13 protein-coding genes are annotated in these 13,969 nt (G+C 70.2%); 9 read left to right on the forward strand and 4 right to left on the reverse strand.

The window, feature by feature from the left end; translation table 11 throughout:
• Positions 1–41: 41 nt before the first annotated feature.
• Positions 42–989 carry a serine hydrolase gene (locus ACFWH5_RS06950; protein ID WP_378833230.1) on the forward strand — a complete coding sequence of 316 codons (948 nt, stop codon included), beginning with the start codon at positions 42–44 and terminating at the stop codon, positions 987–989.
• 220 nt (positions 990–1,209) lie between these two features.
• Here ACFWH5_RS06950 and ACFWH5_RS06955 read toward each other — a convergent pair whose 3' ends face one another.
• Both ACFWH5_RS06955 and ACFWH5_RS06960 read right to left on the reverse strand, forming a co-directional pair.
• Positions 1,210–1,863 carry a response regulator gene (locus tag ACFWH5_RS06955; RefSeq protein ID WP_378833232.1) on the reverse strand — a complete coding sequence of 218 codons (654 nt, stop codon included), beginning with the start codon at positions 1,861–1,863 and terminating at the stop codon, positions 1,210–1,212.
• A complete protein-coding gene (locus ACFWH5_RS06960) occupies positions 1,860–3,314 on the reverse strand; it encodes a sensor histidine kinase (RefSeq protein WP_378833234.1) in 1,455 nt (484 codons plus the stop codon). The genes ACFWH5_RS06955 and ACFWH5_RS06960 overlap by 4 nt, the downstream gene beginning before the upstream one ends.
• Before the next feature lie 108 nt (positions 3,315–3,422).
• On the opposite strand from ACFWH5_RS06960, the gene ACFWH5_RS06965 reads away from it, so the two are divergent.
• The 3 genes from ACFWH5_RS06965 to ACFWH5_RS06975 are packed head-to-tail and all read left to right on the forward strand — an operon-like array spanning position 3,423 to position 5,185.
• Positions 3,423–4,082, forward strand: a complete 660-nt coding sequence (locus tag ACFWH5_RS06965) for a DedA family protein (protein ID WP_378833237.1) — start codon at positions 3,423–3,425, stop codon at positions 4,080–4,082.
• A gap of 51 nt (positions 4,083–4,133) precedes the next feature.
• Positions 4,134–4,535 (forward strand): hypothetical protein, encoded by a 402-nt coding sequence (locus ACFWH5_RS06970; RefSeq protein ID WP_378833239.1) that lies wholly within the window; start codon positions 4,134–4,136, stop codon positions 4,533–4,535.
• Between the two features lie 56 nt (positions 4,536–4,591).
• Positions 4,592–5,185 (forward strand): dihydrofolate reductase family protein, encoded by a 594-nt coding sequence (locus ACFWH5_RS06975; RefSeq protein ID WP_378833240.1) that lies wholly within the window; start codon positions 4,592–4,594, stop codon positions 5,183–5,185.
• 1 nt (position 5,186) lies between these two features.
• Here ACFWH5_RS06975 and ACFWH5_RS06980 read toward each other — a convergent pair whose 3' ends face one another.
• Together ACFWH5_RS06980 and ACFWH5_RS06985 are read right to left on the reverse strand one after the other, a co-directional pair.
• Positions 5,187–6,656: a peptide MFS transporter gene (locus tag ACFWH5_RS06980; protein WP_378833242.1), complete on the reverse strand. Its 1,470-nt coding sequence runs from the start codon at positions 6,654–6,656 to the stop codon at positions 5,187–5,189.
• Positions 6,657–6,680: 24 nt separating this feature from the next.
• Positions 6,681–8,123, reverse strand: a complete 1,443-nt coding sequence (locus tag ACFWH5_RS06985) for an MFS transporter (protein WP_378833245.1) — start codon at positions 8,121–8,123, stop codon at positions 6,681–6,683.
• A gap of 59 nt (positions 8,124–8,182) precedes the next feature.
• Here ACFWH5_RS06985 and ACFWH5_RS06990 point away from each other — a divergent pair, with 59 nt between their 5' ends.
• From ACFWH5_RS06990 to ACFWH5_RS07010, 5 genes are all read left to right on the forward strand, one after another.
• Positions 8,183–8,812, forward strand: a complete 630-nt coding sequence (locus ACFWH5_RS06990; RefSeq protein WP_378833247.1) for a hypothetical protein — start codon at positions 8,183–8,185, stop codon at positions 8,810–8,812.
• Positions 8,813–8,861: 49 nt separating this feature from the next.
• The gene (locus tag ACFWH5_RS06995) at positions 8,862–9,548 is read left to right on the forward strand and encodes a GNAT family N-acetyltransferase (protein WP_378833249.1); all 687 of its coding nucleotides are present in this window, start codon (positions 8,862–8,864) and stop codon (positions 9,546–9,548) included.
• 95 nt (positions 9,549–9,643) lie between these two features.
• On the forward strand, positions 9,644–11,029 hold the full coding sequence (locus ACFWH5_RS07000; protein WP_378833251.1) for a glycine--tRNA ligase: 1,386 nt from the start codon (positions 9,644–9,646) through the stop codon (positions 11,027–11,029).
• Between the two features lie 318 nt (positions 11,030–11,347).
• On the forward strand, positions 11,348–12,985 hold the full coding sequence (locus ACFWH5_RS07005) for an ABC-F family ATP-binding cassette domain-containing protein (protein WP_378833564.1): 1,638 nt from the start codon (positions 11,348–11,350) through the stop codon (positions 12,983–12,985).
• A 162-nt stretch (positions 12,986–13,147) separates the two neighbouring features.
• The gene (locus ACFWH5_RS07010) at positions 13,148–13,966 is read left to right on the forward strand and encodes a serine hydrolase domain-containing protein (protein WP_378833253.1); all 819 of its coding nucleotides are present in this window, start codon (positions 13,148–13,150) and stop codon (positions 13,964–13,966) included.
• Positions 13,967–13,969: the final 3 nt, after the last annotated feature.

Genomic DNA, 13,969 nt, shown 5'->3' on the forward strand with positions numbered 1-13,969 from the left:
CCGGACCCGTCGCCTCCCCCATCTCTTCGTGAGGAAGACGCGTGAGCTCGCACTCCGCCTCCGTGCCAGACCCGTTCGACGCGTCCGTCGACGGGACGCCCGCCGCGCTGCGCCGGTCACGGCGCAGCGGCCGGCGTGCGCCGCGCCGGGCGGCCGCGGGTCGCCGTTCGTTCGGGGCGACTGTGCGCGCCCTGGAGGTGCTCGCGTCTTCCGGAGCGCAGGTGTCCGTGCACGTCGCCGACCTCGACACCGGTCGTGCGGTGCTGGCCGGCGACGACCACGTGCCGCTGCCCATCGGCGGTCTCGGCGTGGTGCCGTTGCTCGTCGAGGTTGCCGCCGGACTCGAGGCCGGCCGGCTCGACCCGCTGCGGATCGTGGACCGCTCGGCCACCGACCTCGTCATCGGATCCGGCCTCTGGCGCAACCTGCGCGCTCCCGCGCTGCCGGTGGTCGACCTGGCCGTGCTCGCGGCGGCGGCCGGAGACCCCAATGCCGCCAATGCGCTGCTCGACATGATCGGGCATGAGCAAGTGCGCGCGCGGATGGTGTCGCTCGGGATGCCGCGCAGCGCCGTGCTCGATCGGTTCCGCGACAGGCGCGGGCCCGACGACGCCCCGCACGTCGCCGTCGGCACGACCCGTGAGTTCGCCGGCTTGTTCGCCGCGCTCGTGAACTCGACCGTGGTCGACGCCGCCGTCAGCGCGCAGGTGTCGGAGTGGCTGAGCCTCGGGCACGACCTCAGCCTCGTGGCGGCATCCACCGGTCTCGACCCGTTCGCGCACGACCACGACCAGCACGGTCTGCTGTTCATCAACAAGACCGGACGCGGCAGCGGCGTGCGGGCGGAGGCGGGTGTGCTGGCCGGTCCCCGCGCCGGTGTCGCGTACGCCATGACGGTGTGCTTCGACGACCTCTCCATCAGCCATCGTCTCCGCGCGCACGACGCCTTCCACGTGCTCGGAGTCGAGCTGATGGAGTACGCGCACTGACGCCAGCGGGTCGCCGCCGCTCCGCAGGTGTCCCGCCATCGACCTTCCGGCCGGTTGGAAAACGCTGGCTTCGGACGTGTGTCAGCGACGTTCTCCATCCGCGGTCCCCGCCTACGGATGGAAAACGCAGGCTCGGGACGGTTGGCAGCGACGTTTTCCATCCGCGCGCCGAGGCGCGGGCGCCGAGCGCGACCGACAGTCCCGGCGGGGCGAGTACTGATCAGCGAGCCACGAGGCCGCCGCGATGAGCGAGCACCGCCGCCTCGACGCGGTTGCGGACGCCGAGCTTGATCAGGATCGCGCTGACGTGGCCCTTCACGGTGCCCTCCACGAGGTGCAGCCGCCCGCCGATCTCCGCGTTCGACGCACCCGCGCTCAGCAGGGAGAGGACCTCCCTTTCGCGATCAGTGAGGCTGGCGACGGCATCCCGAGCCTGCGCGTTGCGGGCGTTGGCCCCTTCGCGGTACGGGGCGATCACACGTCGCGCGATCTCGGGTGACAGATACGCGCCGCCGTCCGCCACGGCACGCACGCCGGCGATGAGCTCGCGGGGATCGGCGGCCTTGAGCAGGAATCCCAGCGCCCCGCCGCCCAGCGCCCGCTCGACGTAGTCGTCCTCACCGAACGTGGTCAACATCACCACCTGCGTCGCAGGCATCGTGGCGACGATCTCTGCGGCGGCGCTGAGTCCGTCGAGCACCGGCATGCGGATGTCGAGCACGGCGACGTCGGGCCGATGGCGCTGCGCCCCGATGATCGCCTCGCGCCCGTCGGCGGCCTCATGCACGACCTCGATTCCCGCGTCGGACTCGAGGATCGCCCGCACGCCCGCACGGATCATCGCCTCGTCGTCGGCGATCAGCACTCGGATCATGACGCCTCCAGCAGCAGCTTCTGCACGAGCACGCCGTCGCGGAAGCAGAGACGATACGTCGCATCGGTGAAGTGCAGCCAGCCGTCGCGCGCCGCGAAGTACTCGCACTCGGCGTCGGCAGGAACGGCGGGCTCGTCGACGATCGGGGCCGGACGCGGGATGCCGGCAGGCAGCATCGGCGAGAGCGCCGACCGCGTCGACCCGACCTCGATCCGATCGTACGTCTCGGATGACACCGCGGTCTGGGCCACGGTGATCGCCTGCACCGCAAGGAACCCGACGATCGCGAGGACGACGATCGATCCGGGGACGGCGGCCGTCTGCAACAGGCCACGACGGGCGGCTCGCGCGTTCGACCGCAGCTCGAGCTCGACGGTGACGCCCGCCGGCCCGGCGTCCGTCCTGGGCGTGGCCGGCGCGTGCAGGCTCAGCGTGAAGCCCCCGTCGTCCGCGCGGGCGGCGATCGTGGCTCCGAGCAGTTCAGCACGTCGGCGCAGGCTCGGGATGCCGTGACCGCTTCCCTGCGCCTCACCGGCACCCGCTCCCGGTCGGCCCGACCGCACCGTCAGCACGATCCCGTCCCCGTCGGCCGGGGCCATCCCGCCCGCATCCGTCCTCGCGATCCCGTCCGCATCGCCCCGGACGATCTCGATCTCGACCGCTGCGCCCGGCGCATGCTTCGCGGCGTTGGTGAGGCCCTCACGCACCACCCGGACCGCCAGCTCGGCGATGAGCGGATGCACGGCCGCCAGAACCTTCCTGTCGGCCGACATGCTGACCGACATGCCGGCATCGCGCGCCCCCGCCACGAGCGCGTCGATGCTCTCCCCGCCCACAGGGCCGAGCCGGCTCGGCCCGTCCTGACCGGCCAGCTGCACGACTTCGCGCAGACGCTCGCTCGCGCGCACGGCTGCCGCGCGCAGCTCCTCGAACTGCTGATGCTGCGTCGCGCTCAGACCTCGCCCGAGCTCCAGCGCGCCGGCCTGCACCGCGATCAGTGCGAGCTCGTGACCGATCGTGTCATGGAGGTCGTCGGCGATGCGCGCACGCTCGTCGGCCTGAGCTCGCTCGGCGAGCACCGCGGCATCCGACTCGCGCTGCCACGCTCGCAGCAGCTGGTAGCGGCCCACCCACCACGCGACGACGACGGTGAGCAGCGCGATGACCGCGCCCGTCATCCAATCGCCGAGCGGAGCGCCGCCGGGCAGCAGGTAGGAGACCGGCAGCATGAGCGCGAGCGCGGTGAGGATCGTGATTACGGCGGGCGGCAGACCGCGCATCCGGCGGCCCACGACGTATCCCGCGACCACGGCGGGCACGAGAAGCAGCACGAGAGCCGAGTCGCCCCAGCGTGCGACGGGAAGGGCGATCACCGTCGCGACGAACAGCAGCACGGCGCCGAGCGCGGTCGGCAGCGATCCCGTTCCGGCCGTGCCCGCGCGCTGCAGCATCCACCCATCCTAGAAACGGCGGTCCGCGCGCATACCTGACGAAAGTCAGGTGATCCCCTGTCTTCGGTGCGGTGCGGGCCGGATGTCGGCATCCGTAGCGTCACGGACATGGACCTTCTCACGTCTCTGACCGCGCTCGTGACCGACCTGGCCGCCTCGCCCTGGGTGTACGCCGTGGTCTTCGCGGTGTGCGCCATCGACGGGTTCTTCCCGCCGGTGCCGAGCGAGACGGTCGTCGTGGGCGCCGCGACCATCGCGAGCGCCACGGGGGCGCCGATGCTGCCGCTGCTCATCGGCGTGGCCGCGATGGGGGCCATCGCCGGCGACAACATCGCCTACCTGCTGGGGCGCACGATCGGCACCACACGGTTCCGCTGGATGCGCGCTCGGAGCATCGCGTCGGCGCTGGAATGGGCGCGGCGCGGACTCGAGCATCGCGGCGCTCTGCTCATCTTCACCGCTCGCTACATCCCGGTCGGGCGCATCGCCGTCAACATGACCGCGGGCGCCACCGGGTACCCGCCGCGTCGCTTCGTGCCGCTCTCCATCGCCGCCGGCGTCGCCTGGGCCGCGTACTCCTCGCTGTTCGGGGTCGTCGCGGGCCGGTGGCTGCACGATCAGCCGCTCCTCGCGATCGTGCTCGCCGTGGTGGTCGCTGCACTCGTCGGCTGGATCGTCGACCTCGTGCTCCGGCGGATGCTCGCCCGCACGGCGACGGCCGCCGCCCCTGCCGCACCCGAATCGGATCGCGTCGATGCTCGGGTGTGACCGCGCGGGCGCCGCCGATCCATCGGCTCTCGTCTCGGGTACCGTCGAGGCATGCCGACCGAGGACTGGACCCCGCACCGACGTGACGACGGGGAGCTTCTGGGGTGGATCCATGCCGACGGGGAGCACTGGGTGGCCGTCGACGTGCTCGGCCGGCGAGCTTCGGATGCGACGGACTGGCTGCAGGCCGAGGCCGCGTTGGAGGACCGCGGGCTCGCGTGGCTCGCCGAACCGTGGATGCTGGAGGGTGAGGGCGAGCGTCCCGTGCGGGTGCGCATCCTCGAGGTCACACCGCATGATCGCGAGGTTCCCGGCCGCATCGTCGTCAAGGTCGACGACTTCGGCGACGTCAGCAGACCGGCGGCGCAGCCGCTGACGCTTCCCTGGCCCATCCCCGACAGGCTCAGGCCACCCCGCGACGACGATCCCGACGCCCACACGCTGACCCGTTGACGCGGCACCCGGCGACCTGTAGACCTGTGGACGATGCGACCAGTGAGGAGCCGCGCATGGGCATCGTCTACAGCGACATCTCCGTCTCCGCCGACGGGTACGCCACCGGTCTGAATCAGACCGAGGAGAGGCCGTTCGGCGACATCGACGACACCTGGCTGCACAACTGGATGTTCGACGCGTACGACGAGAACCGAGCCGAGGTCGACGCGATCACCGACTCCGGCGCGACGATCATGGGGCGCAACATGTTCGGCCCGGTGCGGGGCGAATGGGACCGCGACTGGCGGGGCTGGTGGGGGCCGAACCCGCCCTACCACGGGCCGGTGTTCGTGCTCACCCACTACGCCAAGGCGCCGATCGAGATGGAGGGCGGCACGACCTTCCACTTCGTCACCGACGGCATCGCGGCCGCGCTGGAGCGCGCACGGGTCGCCGCGGGGGAGCGGAACATCTCGATCGCGGGCGGCGCGACGACGGTGAACCAGTTCCTGGCCGCGGGCCTGCTCGACGAGCTGCGCCTGCACGTCACCCCCTGCATCCTCGGCGCGGGGGAGCGGATCTTCGACGGCCTGCCGCCGCAGCGCCTGGAGCGCGCATCCGTGCGGGCCACGTCGCTCGTGACCCACGTCACCTATCGGCGGGCCTGAGTCAGCGCACGCCCCTCATCAGGGCCAGCACCGGCTTCGCCGACAACCACAGACCGACACCGACGACGATCGCGATGCCGCCGAGGATCGAGAAGTACGGCACCTCGTTCGTCGGATCGTAGAACCGCACCAGCCAGCCCGAGATCGCCGTGCCCAGCGCCACCGAAAGGAAGAACAGCGCCACCATCTGCGTCTGGAACCGCGCCGGCGCCAGTTTGGTGGCGGCCGACAGCCCGATCGGCGAGAGCAGCAGCTCGGCCACGGTGAACAGCAGCAGGATGCCGGCGATGGCCAGCAGCGGTGTGGACCCTTCGCCGCCGCCGGCGAACGGCAGGAACATCAGGAACGCCGCGCCCATGACGATCGCGCCGAGCGCGAACTTCACCGGGGTCGACGGCTGACGCGCACCCATCCGAGTCCAGACGGCGGCGAACACGCCGGAGAGCACGATGATGAAGATCGGGTTGATCGACTGCACCCACGGCACGGGCATCTCCCAGCCGAACAGCATGCGATCCAGACGCTTGTCGGAGTAGACCGTGAGCACGGTGAACTGCTGCTGGTACAGCGACCAGAACGCCACGCTGGTGATGAACAGAGGAACGAACGCCCACACGCGCGAGCGCTCAGCGGGCTCGATGTGCCGGCTGGAGAGGATCACGGCGAAGTACGCGATGGCCGCCACGAGGGAGCCGAGGATGACGAGGACGGCCAGATTGTCGGCGCGCACGACGCCGACGAGCACCAGCACCACGATCAGTGCGACCGCCCCGACGCCGATGAGCGCGAACAGCGGATAGCGGCTGCGAGGCAGCGGGTTGCGCACCTCGTGCGCCGCCGCGGGCAGGTGCTTGCGCCCGAAGGAGTACTGGATCAGGCCCAGGGTCATGCCGACCGCGGCCAGGCCGAAGCCCCAGTGGAAGCCGGCGGTCGACTGCAGCCAGCCGGTGAGGATCGGCCCGAAGAACGCGCCGAGGTTGATGCCGAGGTAGAACAGCGAGAACCCGGCATCCCGTCGGGTGTCTTCGGCCGCGTACAGCGTGCCGACGACGGAGGTGGCGTTGGCCTTCAGACCGCCCGAGCCGAGGGCGATGAGGATCAGTCCGACGGCCACTCCCGCGACACCCGGGATCAGGGCGAGCGACAGGTGACCGGCGACGATGACGATCGCGCTGACGAACAGCACTCGCTCCGACCCGAACAGCCGGTCGGCCAGCCAGGCACCCAGGATCGTGGAGAGGTACACCGATCCGCCGTAGGCGCCGACGATGCCGCCGGCGACGGCCTCGCGAATGCCGAGCCCGCCTTCGGTGACGGAGAAGTACAGATAGATGAGCAGGATGCCCTGCATGCCGTAGAAGCTGAACCGCTCCCACATCTCGACACCGAAGAGGTGCGCCAGAGCACGGGGCTGTCCGAAGAACCGCGTGTCGGGGGCGTGCCGGTCCGGGGCGGCGTCAGTGGAGGACATGGTCTCACCGTACGCCGGTGGGGCTCAGCCCGGGAGTGCGGGATGCTGTTCGCTCGCCGGATGCTTCGGGATGAAGAAGGTCAGCGCCAAGGCGATGATGCCGGCGGCGATGGCCAGCCAGAAGCAGACCTGGAAGGCGGCGCGGGTCGGCACCGCGACGCCGTCGATCTGGATGCTCATGGCGGCGAGCACTCCGCCCATCACCGCGGACGCGGTGGAAGTGCCGACCGAGCGGAACAGGGCGTTCAACCCGTTCGAGGCCCCGGTCTCGTTCGCCGGCACGGCGCGCATGATGATCATCGGCATCGCGGCGAAGGCGAAGCCGATGCCGATCCCGATGAGGATGTTCGCGACGAGGAAGTGCCACACGTCGGTCGACCAGATCAGCACGAACACGTACGCCAGCACGATCGCGGCGGTGCCGACGGTGAACAGCAGTCGCGGCCCGACGGTGCGCTCCAGCCAGCCCGACAGCGGCGAGATGACCATCATCATGACGCCCGAGGTCGCGACGATGAGCGCCGCGGTGAGGATGTCGAGACCGAGGCCCGAGCCCGTTTCGCTCGGCAGCTCCAGCATCTGCGGAAAAGTCACGTTCGATGAGAACAGTGCGAAGCCCATGCCGATCGCCGCGATGTTGGTGAACAGCACGGCCGGTCGCGCGGCCACGCGCAGGTCGAGCAGCGGATCCCTCGTCCTCAACTGATACCAGCCCCACAGCAGCAGCACCGCGACGCCGCCGACCAGACATGCGAGCGAGAACGGCGCCGTCCACCCCCATTCGGCGCCGCGCGAGACGTAGAGCAGCAGGCCGGTGAGTCCGATCGCGAGGCCGATCGCGCCGACGACGTCGAGGCGACCGGGAAAGCGCAGCACGTCGTCGGGAACCACCAGCAGCACCAGCGCGAGGCCGACGACGCCGAGCAGCGCGGCGAGCCAGAACAGCGTGTGCCAGTCGGCGTGCTCGGCGAGCAGCGCAGCCACCGGCATCCCCACGGCGCCGCCGACGCCCATCGTCGCGCTCATCAAGGCGACCGCGGTGCCCAGTCGCGCGGGTGGCAGCACGTCGCGCATGATGGCGATGCCGAGCGGAACCACGCCCGTGACCGCACCCTGCAAGGCGCGCCCGATGATCACACCGACGATCGACGTCGACACCGCCGCGATGACCGAGCCGATGACGAGGATGACCAGCAGCGCGACGACGACGCGTCGCTTGCCGTACATGTCACCGAGGCGGCCGGAGATCGGGGTGGCCACGGCGGCGACGAGCAGCGTGATGGTCACGACCCAGGTGGTGTCCTCGCGCGACGCGTCGAGCAGCATGGGCAGTTCGGCCTGCAGCGGCACGACCAGCGTGAACATGAACGCGGAACAGAGACCGACGAAGGCGAGCACGGCGACGATCGCCCCTCGGGGAGGTGTGCGGGACAGCCGTCGTCTCGACCTGTCCTCGTCCGCACCCATCGAAGCAGGTTATCGCGCCGTCGACGGGCATCGGGCCGGGAACATGATTCGATGAGGGCATGAGCGACGCGCCCCAGCATCTGGAACAGCATCCCGCCGACACCGACTGGCACCACTGGGCGCCGATCGGGCAGACCCTCGACGCGAGCAGGGTGCCCGGCAGCGGGCCGGCCCCGAGCATCGCCGCCTTCGAGCTGCTGCCACTGGAGCAGATGCTCGTGCCCGAGAAGCCCCGCAGCGGTGAGCTCGAACCCTCGGAATGCCACCACTGCCGTCCGTCGCCGTTCACGATCTGGCAGGACGACGAGTGGCGGGTCAGCGGCGGGATGCAGGGAGCGAGCGGACTTCCCTTCATCGGTGCGATCTCGCCCCGGCGCCATGTGAAGCTCGAAGACGCTCCGATAGAGGTGCTGGCAGGCCTCGGCCCGGTGCTGCAGCGGGTGTCCGAGGCGGCGAAAGCCATCCCGGCCGTGGCGCGGTGTCATTTCTCGCGCTGGAACGACGGCTCAGCGCATCTGCATCTGTGGGCGTACGCGCGCCCGGCGGGCATGATGCAGGGCCGCGGCGCGATCCTGCCGTACTGGGAGCAGTGCATGCCCGCAATGCCCGATGAGATGATGCAGCGATACCTCCGCATCGTCGCCGAGGCGCTCGCCGCTGCCGGGGGAGAGGCGTTCCCGTACGCCTGAGTGACGCCCGGCGTTTTCGTGTGAGCCCGAGGAGGGGCAGACTGGGACCGTGCGAACCATCCGCGAACTCGACACCGTTGAACTCATCATCGACGCCCAGGGGCTCCTCGACTCCATCCGTGGCCCGGAGCGCGTCATCGACGCCGGCACGCTGCGCGCCCTGCAGCAGTCGGGGAACTACGTCGTCGGGCTGTTCGACGGCGACGGAGAGGAGCGCATGGTCGGCGCATCGATCGCGTTCTTCGGCGAGCCGGGCCGGCGCAGCATGCACTCGCACATCACGGCGCTGCTGCCGGAGTACCGCGGCCGCGGCTGGGGCCGCGAACTCAAGGAGCACCAGCGCCAGTGGGCGTTCTCGCGCGAGGTCGGTCGCATCACCTGGACGTTCGATCCGCTGGTCGCGCGCAACGCGCACTTCTTCCTCACCGTCCTCGGCGCCCGGGTCACCGCGTACGTCGTGAACCAGTACGGCATCTTCGGCGGCGGCGACGCGGGCGATGAGAGCGACCGGCTCGACGTCGAGTGGTCGCTGGCCGACATCGCCCGGCCGCCGGCATCCGACACCGTGGTCGAGACCCTCGAGATCCCCTCCGACGTCGAGGCCATGCGCGCCTCGGACCCGGATGCCGCGCACGAATGGCGCATGCGGCTGCGGGCTGAGATGGAGGAGCTGCTCGGACGCGGCCTGCGCATCGGCGGCTTCGACGTCGAGCGCGGCTACCTGTTCACCGAGTGAGGCGGAGCGGGCGGATGCTGCGCCGGGGGCGACGATAGGATTGGGACGCCCGTCGTCACGAGCATCCCCCGTAGCATCCGACCATTGGAGCCACCGTGGCCGAACAGTCCCGTCTTGACAAGGTCATCGCCCTCGCCCGCCACCGCGGGTTCGTGTTCCAAGCGGGTGAGATCTACGGCGGATCCCGTTCTGCGTGGGACTACGGCCCCCTCGGCACCGAGCTGAAGGAGAACATCCGCCGGCAGTGGTGGCAGACCTTCGTGCGGGGCCGCGGCGACATGGTGGGCCTGGACTCGTCGATTATCCTGCCCAAGCGCGTGTGGGAGGCGTCCGGTCACGTCGCCACGTTCACCGACCCGCTGGTGGAGTGCCTGAGCTGCCACAAGCGCTTCCGCGCCGACAACCTCGTCGAGGACTTCGAAGCGCGCAAGGGCCGCAAGGCCGAGAACGGCCTGGCCGACGTGCCCTGCCCGAACTGCGGCAACAAGGGCCAGTACACCGAGCCCAAGGCCTTCTCCGGCCTGGTGAAGACCTACCTCGGCGTCGTCGACGACGAGTCGGGCCTGCACTACATGCGCCCCGAGACCGCGCAGGGCATCTTCGTGAACTTCTCGAACGTGCTCACCGCGTCGCGCAAGAAGCCGCCGTTCGGCATCGGCCAGGTCGGCAAGGCGTTCCGCAACGAGATCACGCCGGGCAACTTCATCTTCCGCACGCGTGAATTCGAGCAGATGGAGATCGAGTTCTTCGTGCCGCCCGCCGAGGCGCAGCAGTGGTTCGAGCACTGGGTCGAGGCCTGCTGGAACTGGTTCATCGACCTCGGCGTGAACCCCGAGAACATGCGTCAGTTCGACGTTCCGGAAGACGAGCGCGCGCACTACTCGGCCGGCACCATCGACTTCGAGTACCGCTTCGGCTTCCCCGGCAAGGAGTGGGGCGAGCTGATGGGCGTCGCCAACCGCACGGACTACGACCTCTCCAGCCACACCGAGGCGTCGGGTCAGAGCCTGACGTACTTCGACCAGGCGTCGGGCGAGCGGTACACCCCGTACGTCATCGAGCCGTCGTTCGGGCTCACCCGCTCGATGATGGCGTTCCTCGTCGACGCGTACGAAGAGGAGGAGGTGCCGAACGCCAAGGGCGGCACCGACACCCGCACGGTGCTCAAGCTCGACCCGCGCCTCGCTCCGGTGAAGATCGCGGTGCTGCCGCTGTCGCGCAACGAGCGGCTGTCGCCGCTTGCCCGCGAGGTGGCCGACACCCTCCGTGGTCGCTGGACGGTCGACTTCGACGACGCCGGCGCGATCGGCCGTCGCTACCGCCGTCAGGACGAGATCGGCACGCCGTTCTGCGTCACCGTCGACTTCGACTCGCTCGACGACAACGCCGTGACCGTGCGCGACCGCGACACGATGGCACAGGAGCGCGTGTCGCTCGACGGCCTCGAGACGTACCTCACGGAGCGTCTGCGCGGCGCCTGAGCTCGGCATGCGCAGCATCCGGAGCCCCGATTCGGACAGTCCGAATCGGGGCTTCGTCATGTGAGGGGTGCGGGATGGCGCGCGGCTCTGCTATGGTCGTCGACCGTGGGTACTCTGATTCACTAGATCGGGACGCTGCGTCGAGGTTGCTCCGCAGCGGGTCCTGAGCGATCGCGTCGTCTGATCGACGCCTTCGAGGTCCCTGTTCCGATCCGCATCTCCGGATGCGTGAATCGCCGCGTCGATCGTCGATCGTCGCGGAGAGGAGTTCCCATGTTCCCTTCTGCTCTCTCCAACGCGCCCGTCCGCTCGCATCGCATGTGCGAGCTGCGCTCTGTGACCGTCCGCTTCGCCGACCGTGTGGTCCTCGACCGCATCGATCTCGTGGTCGGCGCCACCGATCGCCTGGCGATCATCGGCGACAACGGCGCAGGCAAGTCGACCCTGCTCGATCTGCTGGCCGGCGCTGTGCTGCCGGTCGACGGCGCCGCTCGGGTCAGCATCCCCGGTGGCATCGCACATGCCGCGCAGGATCCGCGGTTTCCCGAGGCGGCGACAGTGCAGGATGCCATCGACATGCTTCTCGATGACCTGCGTGCCCTCGAGACCGGCATCCAGGAGGTCTCCGATCAGCTGGCGGACGCCGACCCCGCCGAGCAGTCGGCGCTGCTCGACGAGCTCGCACGGCTGATCGATCGATTCGAGGCGCGCGACGGTCACCGCGTGGATCAGCGTGTGGATGCGGCCCTGCAGCAGCTGGGTCTGGGCGACGTCGATCGCTCGCGCCGCGTCGCCGAGCTGTCGGGCGGGGAGCGTGCCCGGCTCGCGCTCGCCGTTGCTCTGTCGTCGATGGCGGAGCTTTTGCTGCTGGATGAGCCGACCAACGACCTCGACGATGCCGGCCTCACGTGGCTCGAGGAGCGTCTGGCCTCGCACCGGGGCGCGATGGTGGTCGTCACACATGACCGCGCATTCCTGCAGAGGTTCGCCGACGACATCGTGCACGTGCAGGATGCGGGTCTGCGCCGTTACGGCGACGGCTACTCGGGGTTCCTCACCGCACGCGAGACCGAGCGGCGCCGTCAGGCCGAGCGGCACGAGGAATGGAAGGCGGAGCTCGCCCGCAACGAGGCGCTCGTCGCCGCGAACGCCTTCCGCCTCAGTGCGATCCCGCGCAAGCTCGAGCTCGACGGCTTCGGCCATGGCGCCTTCCGTGCGCGCAGTCGCGACCACGGCGCGATGGGTCGCATCCGCATGGCGAAGGAGCGGGTCGCCCGGCTGCGGTCGGAGCCGGTCATGCCGCCGCCCGAGCCGCTGCGGTTCGCCATGGACGCGGGAGACCCGACGGGTCCGGGTGGCGAGCCGCTGATCACAGTGGACGAGGTTCGCCGCGACTCCGGTGCCAGGCTGCGAGTCGATCGGTGGATGCTGCAGCCGGGCGACCGATGGCTCGTGACCGGTCCGAACGGCGCCGGCAAGACGACGCTCCTGCGGCTGCTCGCCGGCGAGATCCTTCCCGAGGGTGGCACCGTCGAGCGCACGCCTGATCTGCGCGTCTCGTGGCTGCGGCAGGACGTCGAAGCGGCGCAGACGGGCACGGTCGTCGACGTTTTCGCCCGCGCGGTCGGTCTGCACCCCGAAGACGCGGCGGCGAGGCTGTCGGCGTTCGGTCTGCTGCGTGACGAGGAGTTCGGGCGCCTCGTGCCCGATCTGTCGGTCGGGCAGCGCCGCCGTCTGGATCTGGCGATCGCGTTGGCTGTGCCCTGCGACCTGCTGCTCATGGACGAGCCGACGAACCACCTCGATCCCGAGCTCGTCGAGCAGCTGGAGAACGCGCTGGACGGCTTCCAGGGCGCGGTCGTCACCGTCACGCACGACAGGCGCTGGGCGCGGCGTGCGGCCGGATCGCGTCGCGTGCAGGTGAGCGAGGGGCGGGCGGGGATCTGCGGCGCCTGACTCGCAGCATCCGGGCCCCGATTCCACGGTGGAATCGGGGCCTCGCCCGCGCGCGCGCCCGGCACGTCGAAAGGTCGAAAAGGTCGGCTATGCGCGGTGATAACGCACACTTTCGACTTCTCGCGAGGCGGGGGCGACCGGCCGGCGTGCGACGATGGCAGGGTGGAGACGACGACTTTCGCCGCGACCGACGGCTTCCCGCACACCGCCCTGGTCGGTGTCACCGACCCTGAGCGGACCCTCGCGGTGCAGGGCGATCCGCATGCCGCCCTCGCGCTCGCCTCGGTGAGCAAGCCCCTGTCGGCCTGGGGAGCGCTGATCGCCGTCGAGCGCGGGCTCGTCGATCTCGACGAGCCGGCCGGACCCGAGGGCTCCACGCTGCTGAACCTGCTCGATCACACCAGCGGACTTCCGTTCGAAGGAGAGCAGACGCAGGCGGCTCCCGGCACACGCCGTATCTATTCGAACTCCGGGTTCGACACCCTCGGTGCGCACATCGCAGACGCCGTCGGCATGGACTTCTCCGACTGGATGACCCGCGAGGTCACCCTGCCCCTCGGCCTCACCGACATCGACGTGACGGGGCGGCCGTCCGCCGGGTACACCGCCTCGATCGCGGATCTGCTGGTCTTCGGCCGCGAGGTGCTGCGGCCCACGCTGATCCCCGCGGCCCTGCGCGACCTCGCGCTGATGGTCTCTCGACCCGGGCTGCGCGGGGTCGTTCCCGGCTACGGCTCGTTCGATGACAATCAGTGGGGTCTGGGCTTCGAGCTCAAGGGAGCGAAGAGCCCGCATTGGCTCAGCGACGCCCTGCCGCCCGAGACTGCCGGCCACTTCGGCGGGCAGGGCAGCTTCCTGTTCGTCGACCGCTCCCGTGATCTCGCCGCGGCGTTCCTGTCGGGTGTCGCCTTCGGCGACGAGCACAAGCGCATCTGGCCGCCGCTCACCGCCGAGATCGTGGAGCGCTACGGCAGCCGCTGACGC

Origin of the sequence: Microbacterium sp. NPDC058345, assembly GCF_042723855.1 — a bacterium.
Lineage (GTDB): Bacteria > Actinomycetota > Actinomycetes > Actinomycetales > Microbacteriaceae > Microbacterium.

Bases quoted from the DNA above. Each gene is read 5' to 3' on its own strand.
- ACFWH5_RS06955 (WP_378833232.1), bottom strand. From the start codon at position 1,863: ATGATCCGAGTGCTGATCGCCGACGACGAGGCGATGATCCGTGCGGGC.
- ACFWH5_RS06960 (WP_378833234.1), bottom strand. From the start codon at position 3,314: ATGCTGCAGCGCGCGGGCACGGCCGGAACGGGATCGCTGCCGACCGCG.
- ACFWH5_RS06965 (WP_378833237.1), top strand. From the start codon at position 3,423: ATGGACCTTCTCACGTCTCTGACCGCGCTCGTGACCGACCTGGCCGCC.
- ACFWH5_RS06970 (WP_378833239.1), top strand. From the start codon at position 4,134: ATGCCGACCGAGGACTGGACCCCGCACCGACGTGACGACGGGGAGCTT.
- ACFWH5_RS06975 (WP_378833240.1), top strand. From the start codon at position 4,592: ATGGGCATCGTCTACAGCGACATCTCCGTCTCCGCCGACGGGTACGCC.
- ACFWH5_RS06980 (WP_378833242.1), bottom strand. From the start codon at position 6,656: ATGTCCTCCACTGACGCCGCCCCGGACCGGCACGCCCCCGACACGCGG.
- ACFWH5_RS06985 (WP_378833245.1), bottom strand. From the start codon at position 8,123: ATGGGTGCGGACGAGGACAGGTCGAGACGACGGCTGTCCCGCACACCT.
- ACFWH5_RS06990 (WP_378833247.1), top strand. From the start codon at position 8,183: ATGAGCGACGCGCCCCAGCATCTGGAACAGCATCCCGCCGACACCGAC.
- ACFWH5_RS07005 (WP_378833564.1), top strand. From the start codon at position 11,348: ATGTGCGAGCTGCGCTCTGTGACCGTCCGCTTCGCCGACCGTGTGGTC.